General features: G+C 68.2%; 14 protein-coding genes and 5 pseudogenes. 11 read left to right on the forward strand and 8 right to left on the reverse strand.

Annotation, left to right across the window (positions count from 1 at the left end; genetic code table 11):
• Window positions 1-151 precede the first annotated feature (151 nt).
• From Q8W71_RS27800 to Q8W71_RS27815, 4 genes and pseudogenes are all read left to right on the forward strand, one after another.
• Window positions 152-1,084: a transposase gene (locus tag Q8W71_RS27800; protein WP_305526449.1), complete on the forward strand. Its 933-nt coding sequence runs from the start codon at window positions 152-154 to the stop codon at window positions 1,082-1,084.
• A gap of 199 nt (window positions 1,085-1,283) precedes the next feature.
• A pseudogene (locus Q8W71_RS27805) lies at window positions 1,284-1,965 on the forward strand (winged helix-turn-helix domain-containing protein); the annotation flags it as partial.
• Window positions 1,966-1,972: 7 nt separating this feature from the next.
• Window positions 1,973-2,240 (forward strand): annotated as a pseudogene (locus tag Q8W71_RS27810) (IS256 family transposase); the annotation flags it as partial.
• 161 nt (window positions 2,241-2,401) lie between these two features.
• A pseudogene (locus Q8W71_RS27815) lies at window positions 2,402-2,758 on the forward strand (transposase); the annotation flags it as partial.
• 17 nt (window positions 2,759-2,775) lie between these two features.
• Here the strand turns inward: Q8W71_RS27815 and Q8W71_RS27820 are convergent.
• Window positions 2,776-2,955, reverse strand: coding sequence for a hypothetical protein (locus tag Q8W71_RS27820; protein ID WP_370875559.1), 180 nt, complete (start codon window positions 2,953-2,955; stop codon window positions 2,776-2,778).
• A 654-nt stretch (window positions 2,956-3,609) separates the two neighbouring features.
• The gene (locus Q8W71_RS27825; protein WP_305528656.1) at window positions 3,610-4,980 is read right to left on the reverse strand and encodes an MFS transporter; all 1,371 of its coding nucleotides are present in this window, start codon (window positions 4,978-4,980) and stop codon (window positions 3,610-3,612) included.
• A gap of 249 nt (window positions 4,981-5,229) precedes the next feature.
• Between Q8W71_RS27825 and Q8W71_RS27830 the strand changes: the two genes are divergently transcribed.
• Window positions 5,230-5,961 carry a cytochrome b family protein gene (locus Q8W71_RS27830; RefSeq protein WP_305528657.1) on the forward strand — a complete coding sequence of 244 codons (732 nt, stop codon included), beginning with the start codon at window positions 5,230-5,232 and terminating at the stop codon, window positions 5,959-5,961.
• 19 nt (window positions 5,962-5,980) lie between these two features.
• Here Q8W71_RS27830 and Q8W71_RS27835 read toward each other — a convergent pair whose 3' ends face one another.
• Window positions 5,981-7,012 carry an L-idonate 5-dehydrogenase gene (locus Q8W71_RS27835; protein WP_305528658.1) on the reverse strand — a complete coding sequence of 344 codons (1,032 nt, stop codon included), beginning with the start codon at window positions 7,010-7,012 and terminating at the stop codon, window positions 5,981-5,983.
• Window positions 7,013-7,025: 13 nt separating this feature from the next.
• A complete protein-coding gene (locus Q8W71_RS27840) occupies window positions 7,026-7,196 on the reverse strand; it encodes a hypothetical protein (protein ID WP_305528659.1) in 171 nt (56 codons plus the stop codon).
• A gap of 138 nt (window positions 7,197-7,334) precedes the next feature.
• On the opposite strand from Q8W71_RS27840, the gene Q8W71_RS27845 reads away from it, so the two are divergent.
• Window positions 7,335-8,090 (forward strand): SDR family oxidoreductase, encoded by a 756-nt coding sequence (locus Q8W71_RS27845; protein WP_305528660.1) that lies wholly within the window; start codon window positions 7,335-7,337, stop codon window positions 8,088-8,090.
• Between the two features lie 290 nt (window positions 8,091-8,380).
• Here Q8W71_RS27845 and Q8W71_RS27850 read toward each other — a convergent pair whose 3' ends face one another.
• Both Q8W71_RS27850 and Q8W71_RS27855 read right to left on the reverse strand, forming a co-directional pair.
• Window positions 8,381-9,286 (reverse strand): SMP-30/gluconolactonase/LRE family protein, encoded by a 906-nt coding sequence (locus tag Q8W71_RS27850; RefSeq protein WP_305528661.1) that lies wholly within the window; start codon window positions 9,284-9,286, stop codon window positions 8,381-8,383.
• A gap of 213 nt (window positions 9,287-9,499) precedes the next feature.
• Window positions 9,500-10,498, reverse strand: coding sequence for a LacI family DNA-binding transcriptional regulator (locus Q8W71_RS27855; protein WP_305528662.1), 999 nt, complete (start codon window positions 10,496-10,498; stop codon window positions 9,500-9,502).
• A 70-nt stretch (window positions 10,499-10,568) separates the two neighbouring features.
• On the opposite strand from Q8W71_RS27855, the pseudogene Q8W71_RS27860 reads away from it, so the two are divergent.
• Window positions 10,569-10,682 (forward strand): annotated as a pseudogene (locus tag Q8W71_RS27860) (IS5/IS1182 family transposase); the annotation flags it as partial.
• Between the two features lie 53 nt (window positions 10,683-10,735).
• Here Q8W71_RS27860 and Q8W71_RS27865 read toward each other — a convergent pair.
• Window positions 10,736-11,152 carry a hypothetical protein gene (locus Q8W71_RS27865; protein ID WP_305528663.1) on the reverse strand — a complete coding sequence of 139 codons (417 nt, stop codon included), beginning with the start codon at window positions 11,150-11,152 and terminating at the stop codon, window positions 10,736-10,738.
• A 1,162-nt stretch (window positions 11,153-12,314) separates the two neighbouring features.
• Here Q8W71_RS27865 and Q8W71_RS27870 point away from each other — a divergent pair.
• Both Q8W71_RS27870 and Q8W71_RS27875 read left to right on the forward strand, forming a co-directional pair.
• A complete protein-coding gene (locus Q8W71_RS27870) occupies window positions 12,315-13,220 on the forward strand; it encodes a Hint domain-containing protein (RefSeq protein WP_305528674.1) in 906 nt (301 codons plus the stop codon).
• A gap of 7 nt (window positions 13,221-13,227) precedes the next feature.
• Window positions 13,228-13,551 (forward strand): hypothetical protein, encoded by a 324-nt coding sequence (locus Q8W71_RS27875; protein ID WP_305528664.1) that lies wholly within the window; start codon window positions 13,228-13,230, stop codon window positions 13,549-13,551.
• 546 nt (window positions 13,552-14,097) lie between these two features.
• Here Q8W71_RS27875 and Q8W71_RS27880 read toward each other — a convergent pair.
• Entirely contained in the window at window positions 14,098-15,168 is a 1,071-nt protein-coding gene (locus Q8W71_RS27880; RefSeq protein WP_305528665.1) for an IS630 family transposase, read from the reverse strand.
• 61 nt (window positions 15,169-15,229) lie between these two features.
• On the opposite strand from Q8W71_RS27880, the pseudogene Q8W71_RS27885 reads away from it, so the two are divergent.
• Both Q8W71_RS27885 and Q8W71_RS27890 read left to right on the forward strand, forming a co-directional pair.
• Window positions 15,230-15,420 (forward strand): annotated as a pseudogene (locus tag Q8W71_RS27885) (IS5/IS1182 family transposase); the annotation flags it as partial.
• A gap of 615 nt (window positions 15,421-16,035) precedes the next feature.
• Entirely contained in the window at window positions 16,036-20,079 is a 4,044-nt protein-coding gene (locus Q8W71_RS27890; protein WP_305528666.1) for a hypothetical protein, read from the forward strand.
• Window positions 20,080-20,096: the final 17 nt, after the last annotated feature.

The raw sequence follows: 20,096 nt of genomic DNA on the forward strand, positions 1-20,096 counted from the left end.
TGGTAAGGTCGGATCTGCGGCGGCGGGCAGGACCCCGGCTCATCCTGGGGCATTGAAGCCCGCACCTCAGCTTGGGAGCCTGCCCGCCCATTCCACGACCCCGGACAGTCGCTCGGGCCGCAAGAGCCCGGTTGCGCAAGGGTGGGGCGGAATGGCGCTGGTGTGTGTCGGCATCGACGTGTGCAAGGCGCGGCTGGACGTGCATGTCCTGCCGCAGGGTCAGGCCTTCGCGGTTGCCCGCGACGGCACGGGCCTGAACGATCTGGTGACGCGCCTGCAGGCGCTGGGGCCGGATCTGGTGGCGATCGAGGCGACCGGCGGCTTCGAGCAGGTGGCGGCGGCAGCCCTGGCGGGCGCGGGTCTGCCGCTGGTGGTGGTCAATCCGGCCCAGGTCCGGCACTTCGCCAAGGCGTTGGGCCAGCGGGCCAAGTCGGATCCGATCGACGCGGCCGTGATCGCCCGGTTCGCGGCCGCCACGCAGCCGGCGGTGCGGCCGCTGCCGGATGCGGCCACGCGGATGCTGGCGGATCTGGTCGCCCGGCGCCGTCAGATCGTCGAGATGCTGGCGTCCGAGAAGAACCGGGCCCCGCGCACCGAGGCGGCGCGGATCGCCAGGAGCATCGCCCGGCTGATCAAGGCGCTGGAGAAGGAACTCGCCGCGATCGACGCCGAGATCGACACGGGCGTGCGCGGCTCGCCGGCCTGGCGCGCCACCGAGGACCTGCTCGCCTCGGTGCCGGGGGTCGGGCCGGTCACGGCGCGCACGCTCCTGGCCGAGCTGCCCGAACTCGGCCGGCTCAAGACCAAGCAGATCGCCGCGCTGGCCGGCCTCGCCCCGTTCGTGCGCGAGTCCGGCAAGGGGAAGGGCCGCGCCATGGTGTCGGGCGGGCGCAAGAGCGTGCGCACGGCCCTGTTCCTGGCAGCCCTCACCGCCTGCCGGCACAACCCCGTGCTCAAGCGGTTCCGCGACCGGCTCGTGGCCGCCGGCAAGCCCAAGATCGTCGCCGTCGTCGCCGTCGCCCACAAGCTCCTCTCCATCCTCAACGCCATGATCCGGGACCAGAAACCATGGCAACCCGCTTGACAGCCAACACAGTCGCTGAGGTGCCGGAGCGAAGCGGAGGCCTCGAAGGAGCCCTCCAGCCGGCCGCGCGATCCCTGGAGCCCTCCTTCGAGGCCCGCTGACGCGGGCACCTCACAGCCCTCGCTAAGTGAGACTCACGGGTAGCATCGGCGGCTGAGGGGTAATTCTGTCTTCGGGTTTGGAGCCTGAGGAGGATGAGATGGCCGCTCCTGTGCCGTTGCGGTCGGACTTTGACGCCGAGGCGTTACGCGCCCTTGCGAAGGGTTCGCGCGATCCCGCCCAGACGCGGCGCCTGCTGGCCCTGTCGGCGATCTATGCGGGCGGCTCAGGCATGGAGGCTGCCCTGCTGGGAGGGGTCGGGCTTCAGACGGTGCGGGACTTTCGTCCTGGTGTTCAACGCGCACGGTCCGGACGGGCTGATCGGCGGCAAGGCGCCCGGGGCCCGCCCACGTCTGAGCGCCGAGCAGCGGGAGGTGCTGCGTGCCTTGGTCGAGCAGGGTCCGGTGCCGGCCGCCCACGGGGTGGTGCGCTGGCGGCTGGTCGATCTCGCCCAGATCCTGTTCGAGGATCACGGCGTCTCGGTGTCCGAGCAGACGCTGAGCCGGGTCCTGCGGACCATGGGCTATCGGAAGCTCTCGGCCCGCCCGCGCCATCACGCCCAGGATCCGGACGCCATCCCGGTTCTAAAAAAAGCTTCCCCGCCCGCCTGGCGGAGATCGCGCGGGCCGTCGGCGGCAAGCCAATAGAGACCTGGTTTGCCGACGACCTTCGAGAGCCTCAGGATGAGGGCCCGCGTCGGCCAGAAGAATACGATCACCCGGCGCTGGGCCAAGCGCGGCACGCGCCCCGCGGCACCCAAGGACCAGCGCACCGCCTCGGCCTACATCCTACGACTTCCCCGCCGAGCACTGGGACCACCTTCGGACCACCAACCCGATCGAGAGCGTGTTCGCGACCGTCCGGCACCGCACGGTGCGGACCAAGGGCGCGCTCTCGCCCACGACCGCCAAACTGATGGTGTTCAAGCTCGTAATGGCGGCGTCGAAAACCTGGCGGCGGCTGACAAGGCGAAAATCAGGTGCCCAAGGTCGTCGCTGGCGTCATCTTCCGCGATGGGACCGAGGTCTTCGCGCGCCCCAATAACCGCGCCGCCTGACGCCCCCCGTCACCCAAAATCCCCATAGCTCCCGCCAATCCATACGCTTAGTGATTTGATTGAGCTGTTCTTTTCGGACAGCTAACCCGTGCGTCCCAACTTGGGCCCTGACATAAAGTGCTGGAACTGAGGACGAGGGCATCGCGGCCCTGCGCACGCGCGTTCCCACGGATCGGCCGCCGCGCGCGACCGGGCACGGCGACCTCGACCGATGGGACTACGACGGTACGCTGGCGCGGATCCACCACACGCCGTTCATGACCTGCCGGGAGCGGCCGGGCGGGAACTCAGTCCGACGGCCGCCATCCTCGACAGCCGGGGCGTCAAGGGCGCGGAAAACGGAGGGGCAGCGATCGACCCGTCGGGCTACGACGCGGGCAAGACGATCCGGGGCAAGACGCGTCACGTCCTCGTCGACGCGCACGGTCCCGTGATGCACGCCCTGGTGCACCCGGCCAGCGTGCAGGACCGAACCGGCGGCGCGTTAAGTGATGGCGACCCTGTTCGGCCGCGATCCGCTCCCTATGCTGCCTCTCTAACCCTTCTTTTTTGCTCGGTGATGGCCGATGACGCAACCTGCTGCGGCACCAGCCTTGCCGTGGCCAGCCAGCTTGCCGGCAACGCCACCAACCACGGCTCCCTTCAGGCAGCCCTTCGCCTCAGCGGCAGAGCCGCTCAAGCTCGTCGCGAGCGCGAACACAGCCAAGCCAGCCATAACGGTAAACTTCATCGTGAAAACTCCTTAGCCGTCAAGCCGAACGCCTCCATACAAGTATTGTTCCGGCATCTTCGCCACAGTAAGCAGATTATTTTGCGCCAAATAATCGAAAAATTCAACCTGTATTTGTTGTCGGTCGCCTATTCTATCCCAGGAAAGCGCTGAAATATGCCTGCCGCCAGCGCAATCGGATCTCAAATTTTGAGCCGGACTGTGAGAAGAATCGGGCTTTTCCGCCGATCGCATCATGCCTCGACGAGGATGGACGATGCCGTCCTGTTTCCTCGCGGCATGCCGGTGCCTACGCCGCTCGGGCTCTCCGGCAGGTGATGAGAAGATGGCAATCGTGGAGCTCGCAAACCGCAAGCGGTTCAAGAGTCCGATCTGCGTTCGAACCGAAACGACCGTGGATCGGGGTCAAACCCTGTCCCCAGTACGATGACGTCTTTCGTGCGAGGACTGCCAAATCCTTGACGTGACGGGAAAAGCTCGACTCCCGACGGGGCATGATCGGCGCCGATCGCGACCGCGCCGCGAAGCGGATTACGGGCAAGCCACACTCACGGAAGCGAAAACGTGGGAAGGGTTATCCTTCAATGCCGATCCACAGACATGGCGGAGAGGGTACTCCGCCAGACGACGACAGCACGCTCAGCCGACCGAATCGAGAGAAAGGCCGCGTGTTTCCTTCGCGAAAAGGTAGGTGATGCCGCCCAGCACGAGGAGTGCTGCGAAGACGCTGAACGCCAGCGGAATGACGTCGAGGGACACCACGGTCCCAAACAGTGCCCCGAGCAGTGCGGGCCCGAACACTTTCGCGCTGGCCCCCAAGCCGTAGCCGAGGCCCAGCCCGGTCGGCCGCACATGGTTGGGGAATTGCTCGGCACCGAAGGCGTTGAGAATGCCGAATGCCCCGTCGCCGAACGTCATGGCGATCAGGATGCCGCCGAAGAAGAGCCACCCGCCGGCCGTCAGGTCGAGTTGGCCGGTTCCGGCCATCCCGGACGAGACCGCGGCGAGGAGAAGTCCGCCGGCTCCGAGGAGGCTGAAGCCGAACAGGGTCCAGCGCCGACCGATGACGTCCGCCAGCCAGGCCGAAGCCAGCCGGCCCAGGAGATCGCCGAGCGAGACCAGGATGAACAGCCATCCCACCATGCTCGGCGAGAACGCGAAGCCGGACCCCAGGATCGACTGCCCCCACCCCTGGACGACGGAGGAGCCGAGGATGAAGCAGAACGATCCCACGGTGATGATCGCGAGCGGCTTCCGGTACTGCCCGAAGATCAACCCGTAGGACGCGGTCTTCCGGGTCTCGACCGCGGGCAGGCGGCCCACTTGGTCCACCGGCATCTCGAGGGCCCAGGCCAGGGCGGCCCGCGCCTCGTCCGTGCGACCCTGGGACTGGAGGAAGCGGGGCGATTCGGGAACCCTGCGCAGCCAGAGCAGGAGCACGATCGGCAGCGCGCCGAGCGCGATCAGCAGACGCCAGTTCGCCCCCACGGCCAGTTGGGCCAGCGAGCCGAGCAGGAGGCCGAGCGGAATGAAGACCGAGGCCAGCCCCGAGAGGAAGCCGCGCTGCTTGGCGGGGACGAATTCCTGAATGTAGGGGATCGAGGTGATGTTCAGGCCGCCGACGCCGATGCCGACGACGACCCTGAGCGCCGCCAGCATCACCCAGCCGTCGTCCGGCGTGAAGACCGCGGCCAGCGTGAACAGGGTGAATAGCAGGACGCACCAGAAGAAGGACGCCCGCCTCCCGATCTTGTCCGCCAGCCGGCCCCATAGGACCGCGCCGATCACGGTGCCCAGGCCGGACATCGCGATGATCAGGCCCGCTTCGTAGCCCTGCAAATGCCAGGACGGATCCTTCAGCAGGCTGGAAACTGCGAAGCCGATGATGAAGATATCGAAGAACTCCGAGATATTCCCGGCAATAACGAGCAGGATCAGGCTTTTCTGGCGCTTCGTGAGCGGCCGCGAATCGATCTGCTCGAGCGCTGTCATTCCGGCTGAGGCGGTCATGGGATCGGCGTTCTCCCGTCTCGTTCGTCGGGCGCGGCATGGGCGGCCGTGCGGGAATTGAAATCCGCTTCTGTTATCGATATCATCGCGAGCGTGCGTTGGCCAGGGCGCCGCGGCGCTCCGGTCGGGCCACGATCGATCGGACTCCTTCCGCGACGTCCCCGGAGGCACCGGAACCGTCAGGGACCGCCGGTCGCAGCGAGAAGAGGGTGGCGCGCACCGCCCTTCGCCCCCGGAGGAGACGCGAACATGCCCTGGGACATGGTGCGGGATTGGCTATCGACCCCGCTCTCCGGTCAGGCGGAGCACCTCGTCGCACCGACCGTGGCGTGGCATGGCCGGTTGATGGTGCTGAGCTGGAGCATCCTCCTGCCCCTGGGCATCCTGGTCGCGCGGTTCTTCAAGGTCACGCCGCGGCAGAAGTGGCCCGACCAGCTCGACAACACGTTCTGGTGGCGTTGCCATCTCTACCTTCAGCAGGCGGGCGTCGCGCTGGCGCTGCTCGCCGCCGGCCTCGTGCTGCTCGACGGGCCCGGCATGCCGGACGGGCCGGTGGCGACGGCCCATCGCCTGCTCGGCTGGCTGCTGCTCGGCCTCGGCGGCGTGCAGCTCGTCGGCGGCTGGCTGCGCGGCACTAAGGGCGGTCCGACGGTGGCCGTGTTCGCCGGCGATCATTTCGACATGACGCGCCGCCGGATCCTGTTCGAGCGCGCCCACAAGGGGCTGGGCTGGCTGTGCATGCCCCTCGCGCTGATCGCCACCGCGCTCGGTCTGGTGCTGGCCGACGCGCCGCGGTGGATGCCTCTGGTCATCGGGGCCTGGTGGATCGCGCTGATCGCGGCCTTCCTCGCCATGCAGAGGCGCGGCATGTGCCTCGACACCTATCAGGCCATCTGGGGGCCCGACCCCTCCTTGCCCGGCAACCGGATCGCGCCCATCGGCTGGAGGGTCACGCGGCGCGGGCCGGGCCGGGAGGGATGAGCGGGCGGACCGGCCGCCCTCAGGCGAAGGCGATCTGGACCTTCATCGCCCGGCCGCGGTCGTTCGCCAGGAGGAAGCCGCGCTCCGCCTCCTCCAGGGGGACCTGATGCGTGATCAGGGGCGTCACGTCCACGAGCCCGGCGCGCATGAGGTCGACCGCGACGGGGAACTCCGCGTGGAAGCGGAACGAGCCGCGCAGATCCAGTTCCTTGGCCGTGATCGCCATCATCGGCAGGGCCATGTCGCCGCCCAGACCCAGTTGCAGGATCACGCCGCGCGGCCGCAGCGCCCCGATGCCGGCGGCGAGGGCGCTGGCCGCTCCGGAGCACTCGTACAGGATGTCGAACGTGCCCTTGTCCGCTGAGAAGGCGGCCAGCGCGTCCGGCGCATCCTTGAGGTCCAGCACCCTGTCGGCCCCGACCCTGCGCGCGATGTCGAGGGCGAAGCGGGTGAGGTCGACGGCCACGATCTCGCGCGCTCCGGCCCGCCGCGCCGCGAGGATCGACAAGAGCCCGATCGGCCCGCACCCGGTCACCAGCACGGTCTTGCCCAGGAGGTCGCCGGCCCGCTTCGTGGCATGCAGCGCCACCGAGAGCGGCTCGGCCATGGCGGCCTCGCCCGCCGAGAGGCCGTCGGCCGGCGTGCACTGGACGGCCTCGGCCACCAGCACCTCGCGGAACGCCCCCTGGATATGGGGGAACGGCATCGCCGAGCCGTAATAGCGCATGTTCAGGCACTGGTTCGGCAGCCCTTCGAGGCAGTAGCGGCAGTGCCGGCACGGCCGCGAGGGGGAGACGGCCACGAGCTGGCCGACCGTGAGCCCGGTCACCTCCGACCCGAGTTCCTCGACGCGCGCGGATACCTCGTGGCCGAGGATCATCGGTTCCCTCAGGCGCACCGTGCCGAAGCCGCCGTGGTTGAAGTAGTGCAGGTCCGAGCCGCAGATGCCGCCGGATGCGAGCCTCAGGCGCACTTGGCTCGGCGACAGCGCCTCGACCTCGCGTTCCTCGATGCGCAGGTCCCGCGCCGCGTGGATGACGATCGATCTCATCGGTGGATTCCTCTCAGATGACGGGTGTCGGCAGGGACGCGCCGGCGAAATGTGCCGCGACGGCGGCCGGCACCGCCTCCCGGTCGGGGGACGCGTGGAGCCGGGGCACGGTGAAGGCCGCTACGAGCGGCCCTCGATCCCGGTCGGGATAAGGGCCCCATTGCAGGATGTCGGGCTCGGTCATGCGGCAGATCCCCCCTTCGCCTCGCGCCCGGTCGACGGCGCCGCCCGCCCGGCGCCCGCGGCCCGTCCTTGACATTGTTGTTATCGATAACATAGAGGTCTCTCACAAGCTGTCGACTCACATCTGGCGGGCAGGCGCGTGACCCTATCGCTGTTCGATCTCTCGGGGCGCCGCGCGCTCGTCACCGGCTCCTCGCAGGGGATCGGGCTGGCGCTGGCGCGCGGTCTGGCCGGGGCGGGTGCCGGGGTCGTCCTGAATGGCCGCGACCGATCCAAGCTCGAGATCGCGGCCGCGGAGATTCCCGGCGCACACCGCCTCGCGTTCGATGCGGCCGACCACGCCGCCGCGCGCGCCGCGATCGACGGCTTCGAGGCGCGGATCGGGCCGATCGACATCCTCGTGAACAATGCCGGCATGCAGTTCCGCGGGCCGCTCGAGGACTTCCCGGAAGACGCCTTCCAGCGCCTGTTGCAGACGAATATCGCTTCGGTCTTCAACGTCGGACAGGCCTGCGCACGCCACATGATCGCGCGCAAGTCGGGCAAGATCATCAATATCGCCAGCGTGCAGACCGCCCTCGCACGCCCCGGCATCGCGCCCTATACGGCGACCAAGGGGGCCGTCGGCAACCTGACGAAGGGCATGGCGACCGATTGGGCGCAGCACGGGTTGCAGGTCAACGCGATCGCGCCCGGATACTTCGAGACCCCGCTCAACGCCGCCCTCGTCGCCGATGCCGCCTTCTCCGCCTGGCTGGAGAAGCGCACGCCGGCGGGCCGCTGGGGGAAGGTCGAGGAACTCGTCGGCGCCTGCGTCTTCCTCGCCTCGAACGCCTCCAGTTTCGTGAACGGCCACGTGCTCTACGTCGATGGCGGCATCACGGCCTCGCTCTGAGACGCGCGTCGAGCCTCGCTCCGCGCGGCGCGGACGGGCCTCGTTGGCGCCGGCGCGCGGGCCGGTCAGCCGCCGGAGGCCCGTGCCCGTTCCAGCGCCTCGTCCTGGATATCGGATCTAGGACGAGGCTCTAGCCCCTTGTGTTTGCATCATCTTTTCCGAAAGCCGGTGACCACCTTTCGGGACGATGCTCTGGACACGGACGAGCCCGTGATGCGGCGAGAGCGGCCGGAGCGACTGGCGTGCCGCCACCGTCGTTGCTCCCGGGCGGCCGGGACGCTCCGCGCCTCTCAGGTCGGACCGCGAGCGTTGACGAAGATCGCGTAGAGCGAGGTCTGCGCCGTGATGTAGAGCCGGTTGCGCTTCGGTCCGCCGAAGGTCAGGTTGGAGACGATCTCGGGGACCGGAATCCGCCCGATGAGCGTGCCGTCGGGGGCGAAGACGGCCACGGCATCCGCCGTGGAAGCCCAGATGTTGCCGCTGCGATCGACCCGGAAGCCATCGAACAGCCCGGCCGGCGACGTCGCGAACACGCGCCCGTCGGCGGCGGTCGCGCCGGTCCGCGCCACGGCGTAGGCGCGAATCACGGCCGGCAGTCCCGGCACGTGCGTCGCGCCGGTCTCCGCGACGTAGAGGATGCGCTCGTCGGGCGAGAAGGCGAGCCCGTTGGGGCGCACCATGTCGGTGACCACGGCCGCCACGGATCCCGAGTCCGGATCGAAGCGATAGACGTGGCTCGCGCCGATCTCGCTCGGCGCGGCGTGCCCCTCGTAGTCGCTGTCGATGCCGTAGGTCGGGTCCGAGAACCAGATCGTCCCGTCCGATTTCACCACGACATCGTTGGGCGAGTTGAAGCGCCGGCCGTCGACGCGGTCGACGAGGCCGATCCAGCGCCCGTCGTGTTCGAGCCGCGAGATCCGCCGACCGCCGTGCTCGCAGGCGATCACGCGGCCCTGCGCGTCGAGCGTGTGGCCGTTCTGGTAGCCGCAGGGGTGCTCGAACACCGAGACGGAGCCGTCCGTCTCGTCACAGCGCAGCAGCCGGTCGTTCGGGATGTCCGACCACACCAGCGCCTTCGCCGCAGGCACGTAGACCGGGCCCTCGGCCCAGCGGCTGCCGGTCCAGAGCCGCTCCAGCTTGGCGTGGCCGATGACGAGGGCGCCGAAACGCGGATCGATGATGTCGTAGGTGCTCATGCCCGCTCGGTCCGAGGTTCAGCCGGTCGGCAACGCGACGTCGTCGGCCCGGACGAGCGTATGCGGTACGGCCCCGCGGAAACAGCGAGGCGCCCCGTCACCGACTCGGGCGCCATGTCGCGCGTCCATGCCGCGAAGCACGCCCCCGGCACGCTTCTCTGTTATCGATAACATCGCGGCCCTCCCACGACGTGTCAAGTCACCTCGACGCGGTCATGTGCTGTCGCGCTCGATGACCTGGAACGGCACGACGATCCTCTCCGACCCGCTCGACCGCGCACCGCGTGCGCTCTCGATCGCGCGCAGCACCACGCGGCCGGCCTCGGCTCCGATCGCGCGGCAATCGACCGCGACCGTCGTGATCCGGGGCCAGGAGCAGTGCGAGATCTCGAAATCCCCGAAGCCGGCGATCGCGATGCGCCCCGGCACCGCCCAGCCGCGCCGGTGACATTCCATGATCGCGCCGAAAGCCGAGAGGTCGGAGACGCAGACCGCGGCGTCGACATCGGGCCACCGCTCGACGAGATGGACGATCGCCTGCGCCCCCTGTTCCATCGAGATCGGCGGCTTTCCGAACGAGATCGTACGACCGGCGGGCAATCCCAACTCCTCGACGGCACGCTGATAGCCGCATCCGCGATCGGCGCCGCGGGTGTCGCGGTTGGTCGTGCCTCCGACGAAGGCGATACGGCGGTATCCCTTCTCGTAGAGCCTGTGGACGAGTGCGCGGGCGGCCTCGGCATTGGAGAAGCCCACCACGTTGTCGATCGGCTCCGAGGGCAGATCCCAGGTTTCCACGACCGGGATCCCGGCCGAAGCCAGCATCCGGCGCGCCTTCTCGGTATGCCGTCCGCCGGTGACGATCATCCCGTCCGGCCGCCGCGACAGCATCGCGCGGACGAGCCGCTCCTCCTTCTCGATGTCGTAATCGGTGTATCCGAGCAAGACCTGCAGGCCGTGGACCTCGACGGATTCGGTGATGCCGCGCACCGTGTCGGAGAAGTTGGAGTTGTTGATGGAGGGCACGAGCGCCGCGACGAACCCGGTCCGCTTCGACGACAGCGCCCCCGCCGAGAGGTCGAGCACGTAGCCGAGCTCATCGACGACATCGAGAATGCGCTGACGCGTCTCCTGGGAGACCAAGCCGTCGCTCTTGAGCGCCCGCGAGACGGTCATGGTCGAGACCCCGGCACGCGCAGCGACCTCGGCCATCCTCATCTGTCGCTTGCGTGGACGTTCCATCTGAGACCTTGGCGCTCGCTGCCGTTCCGCTGATACCGTGTTCAACCGCTTCCGCCGTCTGTCCATCCGCTCCGAGCGCCGCGCCGACATCTCCGAGGCCTTTGCCGGCCTCGCAGCCGGCCTCATCACCCTCAACCAAACCAGACGGTTCTGTCAGGCGCTCGCGATACATCTTCGAGCCCGGAATGGCCCGTTTCGGCGGCGCTCTCACCGCAACGTCGTGAACCTGGTCCGCGCCGTATCGGGCCGCGTGCTCACGAACGCCGTTTCCTGAAGCGTCCTCGACGGATTGGTCGAGGCGAAGGAGGCGACGAAGCCGGCCATCGTGCGCACATCACCGGGCTGCCGCGGGTCGTTCGCGATGGCGGCCGCCTCTCGTTCAAGCCGGAGATTGCAGGCCTTCGTCGGCAGGTCGTTGTCGGGTGTGCAGTCATCGTGGCGGGCGCACGCTGCATCGAGGGCGTCGATCGGCAGCAGCGGGGCGTTGTTCCCGAGCCCGCAATAGTTGCCATGAACGAGCATCTTCGGCCGAGCGGTCGCGGGTTCCGCAAGTGCTGGCATGGCCCAGCAGGCGGCAAGAAGGATCGGGGTGGCGATCCGAACGGTCGTCGGGCGCTGAGCCATGATGAGTTCTCCCGTATCGCTGGCATGAGGGGCCGGGTCCGCCTGTGCGGCGCGGGAGGGCGACGTGCCGACCTTCTGCGTTGTAGACACTTGTGCCCGTCGTGCAGGGGACGGTGTATGAACTTGGCTTTGCGAGAATATTTCGCCGTATATTGCATTGGTGCGGTCGAGGGCTCCGGTGAGCATTCGAGATCGCAGTCCGGGCATCGTGCCGCTCAGCGCGGCGGCCGGCCCGCCGCGCGACCGCACGATCCGGACCGCCGGCTCTGCGCGAGACGCGCTTGCGGCCCCACTGCGACGTTGGCTCGCGCTGCACGGGCGGATCGACGCCCTGCTGCCCGGCATCCCCAGGCCTGGGCACCGCCGACAGGTGCGGGCGATCTTGACCACGTCGGATCAGACCACCGCCACCATCGATCGCGTGCGCTGCTCGTCTTGATTGTACAAAAATACAATACAACCATGAAATCTGTCGCTCGAACAGCACAGTCGCGAACAAACAGTATTCTCGTCTTGCATTGAACTGTCCGCTGACGATCAAGTCGCGACACCCGCCCTCGACTCGCCGCGGCGCACAGACGACGGTCCCATTGAAGCGTCAGGGCAGCCGGTCGTCGGCCTGCGGGCGGTGGGGGCAGCGGGCACGGGGCGGACCATGAACCCGATCGACGAATAAATTCAGCGGCAGACTTATAGAAATTGGGGGCGTGCTGTGACGCTTGTCAACTTCGACGATCGCGCCAGCGATACGAGAAATCCGATTTCAAACGGGTATCAAGGACTCAATTGGAATAATTTCTACGCATATAACGGCGTCATCGGGAGCGACAGTTATCCCAACGGCGTCGTCAGTCCCAACAACATTGCTTACAACGGATTTGGGACATCGGCGAGTTTTTCTTCGGCTGCTCCCTTCACGTTGAACAGCTTTTTCCTGACATCGGCGATCCAGCCAACTCAAAGCTATACCGTTACCGGCTCGCTCAATGGAGCGCAAATTTACAGCTCTACCATTACGGTTAACAATCGAACTCCGACCCTTGAAACGTTCAATTGGTCCGGCATCGACAACGTCACGATCACGCCGACCATTCAAGCGAATGGGCGCCAATTCGCGCTCGACAACTTGCGCGTGAATGAGCCGATACCCGCCCCCTGCTACGTGACCGGCACGCACATCCGCACCTTGCGCGGTCGGACCGTCACAGACGTGCCCGTCGAGCGATTGCGCGTGGGCGACCTTGCCTTGACCGCGTCCGGCAGGCCCTGCCCCATCCGCTGGATCGGCAGCCGCAGCTATCCCGGCCTCTCCGCCCCCCAGGCCGACCATCCCGTGCGCGTCCGGGCCGGCGCGCTGGCCGACGGCGTGCCCGCCCGCGACCTGCTGGTCTCGCCCGACCACTGCCTGTGGCTCGATGGCCTGCTGGTGGCCGCGGGGCACCTCGTCAACGGCACGAGCATCACCCGCGGCGAGGCGGTGGCCGACCTCACCTACTGGCACGTCGAACTCGACAGCCACGACATGCTGCTCGCCGAGAACGCCCCCGCCGAGAGCTTCCTGGCCGCACCGGGCGTGCGCGCGGGCTTCGAGGGCACCCACCGCCCCGACCCGATCACCGCGCCTGCGCCCTACGCCCCGCGGACCGAGCACGGCCCCGAACTGAACGCCCTGCGCGAGCGCCTGATCCTGCGCGCCGGCCTGTCGATCGAGCCGCCGCGCTTCGGCACCGTGCGGGCGTGGATGGACCGGTGCGACGGCCGCCGCGTGGCCGGCTGGGCGCAGGACGCCGCGCACCCGGACGGACCGGTCTGCCTCGACATCGTGGTGGACGGTGCGGTCGTGGCGATGACGCTGGCCGAGGAGTACCGCGCCGACATCGCGGCGGCGGGCATCGGTGACGGCTGCCACGGCTTCGACGTGAATCTCGACGAGCCCCTGACGCTCGGCGAGCCCCTGACGCTCGGCGAGGCACACACCGTCGAGGTGCGCCGCTCGGTCGACGGCCTGCGGGTCTGCGCGATGGCGCTGGACGCAACGGGGGTCTGGACGCCGCTGCTGGCCGCCTGACCGTCGGATGGCGCTGCGCGGCAGCATCGACCTGCTCAGCCACCGGCGGATCGTCGGATGGGCGTGGGAGAGCGACGCGCCGGACCAGCCGGTGCCGCTGCTCGTGGCGATCGAGCGGCGGGTGCTGGGGCGGTGCCGGGCGGACCTGTTCCGCGAGGATCTGGCGATCGAGGGCTTCGGGCTGGGGCGCTGCGGCTTCGCGCTGGATCTTCCGGCGGGGCTGCTGTCGCCGCGGCGCGGCTACGCGATCAGCGTGCGGCGCGAGGGCGACGGCGCGCACCTGCCCGGCTCGCCCTACGTGCTGGAACCGGCGGTGCGGATCGTGCGGTAGCCGTTCAAGGTCGGCGGCAGCGCGGTTCCAGACGCGCGTGTGCGACCGGAGCGGGGGACGGGGCTTTCCGAGCCAGAGCCCTTGCACGACGATCGATCTTGCTGGCGACCCCGGCAGGGCTCGAACCTGCGACCTGCCGCTTAGAAGCCGTGGATTCCAGTTGTAGCGGCGCTCGAAAAGATTTTAAACGGCTGCACAAGAATGCACGTCGTTCGAAGCGAAGAAATCCATAACGTCGGAGAGTCGGTTCGCGCACTCCGATCGAATCCTCGCGAAACTCATCGAACGACGTGCCGCCGCGTGACTGGAACCCCCGCTGCAACCACGGAAGAGCGATCGCAACGGCGGTTCGATCCTTCCACCCCTCGCGCGTCTAATTGTGTCGACCGCAACGGAAACCCGCCGTGGACGGTCGCTCAGCGCCGATGTTATCGAAAAACTCGAAGTACGTTTGTTCGGACTTATTTGGCTATCGCTTTAGCAGAATCTTTCCCGCACACGGCAGCCGCTCGAAGCAAAACGAGGCGTACTTGCTAGTGCAGTGACTCAGACGGATGATTCAGGGGATCGGCTGACGGCTGCGATGATGTCGGTGGCGGGTTTGGTCCAGACGAAAGGTCTGGCGCGTCGGTTGTGCTCGGCGATGTAGGGGTTGATCGCCGCCTGCAGGTCGACGACGTCGGTGAAGGAGCCTCGCCGCAGCCGACGACGGGTCAGCGTTGAGAAGAAGCCCCCGACGGCGTTGAGCCACGAGGTCGAGGTCGGGGTGAAGTGGAAGGTCCAGCGCGGGTGGCGAGCCAGCCAAGCGCGCACCTTCGGATGTTTGTGGGTGGCGACGTTGTCGAGGATCGCGTGGATCGCCTTGCCGGACGGGACTGCAGCCTCGACGGCGTTCAGGAACCGGATGAACTCACTGTTGCGGTGGCGCTGCATGCAGCGGCCGAGCACGGTGCCCGCCAGGACGTCGAGGGCGGCAAACAGCGTCGTGGTGCCGTGCCGGGTATAGTCGTGGGTCTGGGCGGCGGGCTGGCCGGGGGCGAGTGGACGGTCGGGGCGGGTCCGCTCCAGCGCCTGGATCTGGCTCTTCTCGTCGATGGACAGCACCACCGCGTGGGCGGGTGGGGCCATGTAGAGGCCGACCACGTCCTCGACCTTGGCGGCGAAGGCAGTATCGCGCGAGCGCTTGAACGTGCGCACCCGGTGCGGCTGGAGGCGGTGCGCGTCCCAGATCCGCTGCACGGCGCGCAACGAGATCCCGACCGCGCGGGCCACGGCCCGGCCGGTCCAGTGAGTGACCTCGCCCGACGGCTCCGAGCGGGTCAGCGCCAGCACCTCGGCCACCGTCTCGGCCGAATGGGGCGGCGTGCCGGGTGGAAGTGTCTTGTCGCGCAGCAGACCTTCAACGCCAGCCTCGGCGTAGCGCCGCTGCCAGCGCCACACGGCCGGGCGGCTGACGCCCGTCCGCCGGGCGACGTCCGGGACACTCAAGCGCTCGGCTGAGAGCAGGACGATGCGAGCGCGCTGGATGTGCTTGAGCGGACGGGAGAGGTCGCTGGCGATCGCAGCCAACCGTGCCGCGTCGGTTGGATCGAGGAGCACGCATACCGTCTGAGCCATCGCCCAGACTCGCACGTCTCATCGTACGCGTGAATTCTCCGTCCGCGTCACTGCACCAGGTCACGGCTTCCGATCCCGCATCCACCGCGCGAAGCCGCCGGGTGGGCTGATTCCGAGAAATGTCGGCTGCGCCAACGGCCGGAAGGTAACCGTTCGCGCAGCCATCGAGCACGTGTTCGCCTGTCAGAAGGAGCCGACAACCTGGTCGTGCGCACTATTGGGCTGGTACGAGCCAGCGTAAAGATCGGGCTACAACATGAACCGAGCGGTCTGCTTCGACGGCCCATAATTGACGCCGGCTTGAGAGTCAGGGCTGGATCCCACCCGAACCCGGCCGCGCCAGTGAAACTGTCTGCTGCCCGTTGCCGGAGCATCAAACCGACGGTCCCCTGTCGCCACCACCGCTGCAGCAGGGCTATTTGGAGGTGTCCAGTTCTTTGTCTTGAAAGCATATCACGCGAGCACCTGATTGACGACTCCGTTCAAAGGCATCATGTCAATGTACCTATGGGCCGAATCACGATATGTGGCAGCCACCTGAGGTGCGCCCGCCCTTAAGATTGACTTCCTTGCAGCGCGAGAGCAGGTCAAGATCCAACAACAAACAATAGTGCGGAGCAGTGCAAAAATTCGCAAAGTGGGAGTGCTAAGGATCTTTGTAGACGACACATACAATCGTCGGCCTGTCTAACGTCTCCATCGGAAATTATTCAGTCGAGTGGGCGAATCGATGTTCCCGAGCGCTTGGTCGGAACAACGTCGAATTATCAACGGATAGCCAGAGGATGATCCATGAACGGTCGGGATTGTCGTGAACCACGCCGGGATCCTGGCGCGTGTACACGTCGTCTCGGCATCTCCGCGCTTGTGGGCTTCCTTCTCGTCCTCGGCATCGAGGCGAGCCCCGTTTCGGCCCAGGATGCATCGGCAACTGGCAATGCGGATCTTCTGAAAGCGACCGTCGAACTAGTCTATCAATGCAAGCTCGTCGCGGATGAGTCGTTCATCCGCCAGACCGCCATTCCGCGCAGCGACGCTGGCAACCCGATCGACGGCTGCGGCGGGACGACCCCGTTCTTCCAAGCCGCGGCCGCGCCGAATGATATCGACTGCGACGGCGTCGCCGCGCGGCTGACGGATCTGCCGGACAAGCGGGTTCCCGCCAACCTCGCCCAGGCCTTCGAGCGACGTTGCCGCCGCGTGCGGCTCGTCGCGTCGAGGCGCGACGAAGGGTTCCGCAGGACCGTCTTCGCACTCTACGCCAACGCCTATGTCACGCTGCTGGAGGCTGGGGACCAGGATCCCGAAGGCCCGGCGCGCCAGCGGATCGCCCTCTTGGCCAAGGACATCGAGTTCAGGACAGAGTTGCTGTCGATCGGCGAAGACTTCTGGGGCGGGACGATCACGGGCGTCCCCTCCATCCCGCCCATCCACCTCGCAGCGATGTCGAGCCTCCTCAGCCAACTCGAAAGTCTGGCCAAGGAGATCCGGGACATCGAAGCGCGCCTCGAAGACAAGTCGATCAAGACGCTGGAGCTGAGCGCCCAGGCGGCCGGGGCGGAAGGCGAGGTCAGGGCGTCGCTTCCGAGTTCGGACAAGCTCGACCTGCTCAAGCGTCAGGCGGAACAGCGCGTCGCGACGGCGACGGCGCAGGTCACCCTGCTGCAAGCACGCCAGAAGCAGATCGAGGGCGAGCAGGCCAAGCTGTCGGCGCAGATCGACGCCCTGAGCGCGAGCATCAACAAGGCGCTCGTCAGCGCCATCGGGAACTATCTTGGCGTTCCTCCGGAACTGCAGAAGGTCGCCGAGGGGGGATCCGTGGAGGAGGCGTTCAAGAGCTACGTCGGCGCGAAGGCCGGTGAGCTTCTCGCCGACCCCGATCTCATCTCGTCCTTCGGCGCCATCGGCGAATCCGCCGCGATCTACGTCCAGCGCGTGCAGGAGGCCAAGCGAGAGGTCGAGGGTTACGTGAAGAAGGCCGGCGAGATCCGTGAGATCGTGGTGACGGCCCCGGAATACGTCGACGCCTTCAAGGCCGTCCTGCGTCAGCCCACGGTCGAGAACCTGACGCGCATCGGGACGAAGGTTTTGGACAAGGTCGCTCCGGCCCAGGCCGCCGAGCTGCGCCGGGGGTTCTGCCGGGTGGTCGAGCAGCAGAAGCCGATCGCGGCACTCTTGGAACAGGCGCGCGAACCCGGAATCCTGAGCGACAAGATCCGCGGCGGGATCCTGGAGGGACTGCGCAAGCTGCCGGATTACGATGCGCGGCTGCCCGGCTACCTGAAGTCCGTCGTCGCCGAGGTGTCGCCGCTCCGGCAGGTGGCATGGCTGAAAGACCTCCTCAGGCGCGGCGGCGAGATCCCGCTGCCGCCGGACGCGTCCGACCGGCTTCGCACGGAACTCGTCCGCGTAGTGGCGACTCTCTGGCCGCGCTCGCTCATCGCGCGGATGCCGAGCCAGCATCGCCAGGAACTGCTCGCCGAACTGCGCAGGCGCTTCGGCATCGGCTCGCAGGAGGAACTCGTCGACCGGATCGAGGAGATCGGCGCTCCGCGCCTCGTGGTCCGCACCGACCGCATCGTGATCACGGTCGGCGACAGCGTGTTCCCGGTCGCCGAATGGTCGGAGTTCAACCAAGCCCTCGACCAGCTCACGCGCTTCGAGGTCGAGGCCGCGAAGGTCCAGGACCGCATCCAGTCCGCCGTCGACAGGCTCGCCCGCACAGGCGCACTTCAGGACACCATCGCCCGCGAGATCTTCGGCCAGATCCCGTTCGGCACCCTGGAGCGCGAGGTCGAGAACCTTAGGGGCCAGGCCGCGAACGCCAAGAAGGTCTGGGACGGGGCCCTCGCCACGGTCGGCGAGAAGCTGGGCGCGCCCTGCGAGGCCGGGGCCAGGAAGGGCACGGTTGTTGGCAACCTCGTCGAGATGCAGGCGGGTGCCCGCATGGCCCTGGAGATCGGCACCGCCCGGGAAGCGGCGGTCAGGTTCGACAAGGCGCCCGATCCGGGTGCGGCGCCCCTCTCGCCGCCCGCCGGCGACGGGATCGACGGCGCGCGGGGCGAGGAGGGCGCGATGGAGCGCGAGATCGCCCTGCGGGCGCTCGATGCCGCGTTCCCGCCGGCGGGGGCCGTGACGGGCCTGGCGATCAAGGTGTTCCAGGGCATGCAGGAGACCCGCGAGCTCGGCCGCAAGATGCGCGAGCTGACCGAGGAATCCGTCCGGCTGACCCGCACCGAAATCCAGCTGCTCGCGACGATCGACGCGACGCGCGTGGCCGTCGAGGTCAACCGCCTGGACGGCGAGCTGTCGGAGATCAAGCGAGCCGCCGCCGTGGCGCAGTACGACACCCTGACCCGGGCGGGCCAGAAGGCGGGGGCGCAGACGCTGGTCGGGCTGGCCCAGATCCAGCGCCGCCAGCCGCTCGTCTTCTACCTCGCCGAGCGCCTGCGCCAGGAATATGACCTGCTCGACCGTTCGATCTCGCTGTGGGGTCCGCAGGGCGGCACGACCCGCGACGCCATCCGCCGGTTGGTCGAGGAGGATCCCCAGAACGTCAGGCTGGCGCTCGACACCGACATCCACCTCTTCCAATGGCTGGACCGCTCCGAGGACCGGGTGCGGACGGACATCGACCGCGTCGTGACCCACTGGCGCCAGCTCCATCGGCTCGTGTCGGACGTCTGCGACCGGATCGGCTGCACCCCGGGTCAGAGCCGGCTCGGCCAGGTGCAGCAGACGGCGATGATCGACGTGTGCACCCTCATGGCGCAGTCGGATTGCCGACGGTTCCGCGACTGGCTCGCGCGGGATCCGCGCATCGAGCAGCGGGGAGCCGACACCTTCTCCGCGGAGATCGGCCTGAATCCCGACGAGGGCCACATCCCGGCCCACCTCCTGAACGTCCGCGTCGTCGACGTCCGGCTGGGCGCGTTCGCCCGCCCGACCGCGAACGGGAACGGCGCGCGCGAGCCGTTGAGGCTCAACGCCATCCAGCTCCTGCATCCCGGAGTGGCCTTCGTCCACCAGCCGGCCGGCTTCGTGCGCGAGGCCATGGCACCGAGCGAGACCACCTCGTTCGACTGGCCCGGAATCTTCGACCTCGAGGCGCTCGGCAGCCGCTGGAACGCCGGCGCCCGCCCGTCCCGTCGTCATTTCGAGGGCTACGGTCTGGTCACGGCCTGGCGTCTCGTCGCGACCCGCTCGCCGACCACGGCGCGGATCGACCGCGACGCGGACGGGCCGGAGGCCGATCCCCCGGCCCGCGACCTCCGGTCGGGCGTGTTCGTCCGGTTCGCCTACGCGTACCATCTCCCGCCGCCCGGCTCGGGCCCGGTCCCCGCCTTCGCGGGCCAGGACGGCAACCCGCAGATCGAGAACCAGCTCAAGCGTCCCGTCGTCCAGGTCGCCGGCAGGGCGCGGGCCGACCTCCGGACGATCGAGATACCCCAGGGGATCTTGAGACTGATCGGCGACGCGCCGGCCTACGCCGCCGCACAGGCGACGTGGCTCGATCCGGGCAGGAGGGAGGATGCGCCAGCCTCGCTCGACTGCAAGGCGGAGCCCCCGACCGAGGCGGCCGCCGGATTCGCCTCCCGCGTGTGCCTCGCATCCCTCGACGCCCATGCGACGGAGGCCCTCGTGCGCGAGCAGGCGACCGCACTCATGCGCAGCTGCCTGGGCGCCGCGACCCTCGTCTCGCGGACGACCGCCACGGCCCGGCGCCGCGAGGTCGAGCACCTCGTGGCCTCGCGCTACGGACCCGCCTACGAGGCCGCCAAGACACTCGCGCGCAACACGCTCGGGCCCGGCCAGGGGGTGGACGTCCGGGTCGGCGAGAAGACCATCCGGAGCACCTACGAGTTCTGTCCCGCGCTGTGCGGGAAAGCGCGCGACGGCTGCCGACCTTGAGCCGGAGCCGTCCGATG

Source organism: Methylobacterium amylolyticum (assembly GCF_030700245.1).
GTDB lineage: Bacteria > Pseudomonadota > Alphaproteobacteria > Rhizobiales > Beijerinckiaceae > Methylobacterium.

What these genes read in the sequence shown, in the direction of transcription:
- Q8W71_RS27830 (WP_305528657.1), top strand. Translation starts at nt 5,230, where the DNA reads ATGCCCTGGGACATGGTGCGGGATTGGCTATCGACCCCGCTCTCCGGT.
- Q8W71_RS27840 (WP_305528659.1), bottom strand. Translation starts at nt 7,196, where the DNA reads ATGACCGAGCCCGACATCCTGCAATGGGGCCCTTATCCCGACCGGGAT.
- Q8W71_RS27880 (WP_305528665.1), bottom strand. Translation starts at nt 15,168, where the DNA reads ATGGCTCAGACGGTATGCGTGCTCCTCGATCCAACCGACGCGGCACGG.
- Q8W71_RS27875 (WP_305528664.1), top strand. Translation starts at nt 13,228, where the DNA reads ATGGCGCTGCGCGGCAGCATCGACCTGCTCAGCCACCGGCGGATCGTC.
- Q8W71_RS27825 (WP_305528656.1), bottom strand. Translation starts at nt 4,980, where the DNA reads ATGACCGCCTCAGCCGGAATGACAGCGCTCGAGCAGATCGATTCGCGG.
- Q8W71_RS27835 (WP_305528658.1), bottom strand. Translation starts at nt 7,012, where the DNA reads ATGAGATCGATCGTCATCCACGCGGCGCGGGACCTGCGCATCGAGGAA.
- Q8W71_RS27820 (WP_370875559.1), bottom strand. Translation starts at nt 2,955, where the DNA reads ATGGCTGGCTTGGCTGTGTTCGCGCTCGCGACGAGCTTGAGCGGCTCT.
- Q8W71_RS27855 (WP_305528662.1), bottom strand. Translation starts at nt 10,498, where the DNA reads ATGGCCGAGGTCGCTGCGCGTGCCGGGGTCTCGACCATGACCGTCTCG.
- Q8W71_RS27865 (WP_305528663.1), bottom strand. Translation starts at nt 11,152, where the DNA reads ATGGCTCAGCGCCCGACGACCGTTCGGATCGCCACCCCGATCCTTCTT.
- Q8W71_RS27800 (WP_305526449.1), top strand. Translation starts at nt 152, where the DNA reads ATGGCGCTGGTGTGTGTCGGCATCGACGTGTGCAAGGCGCGGCTGGAC.
- Q8W71_RS27850 (WP_305528661.1), bottom strand. Translation starts at nt 9,286, where the DNA reads ATGAGCACCTACGACATCATCGATCCGCGTTTCGGCGCCCTCGTCATC.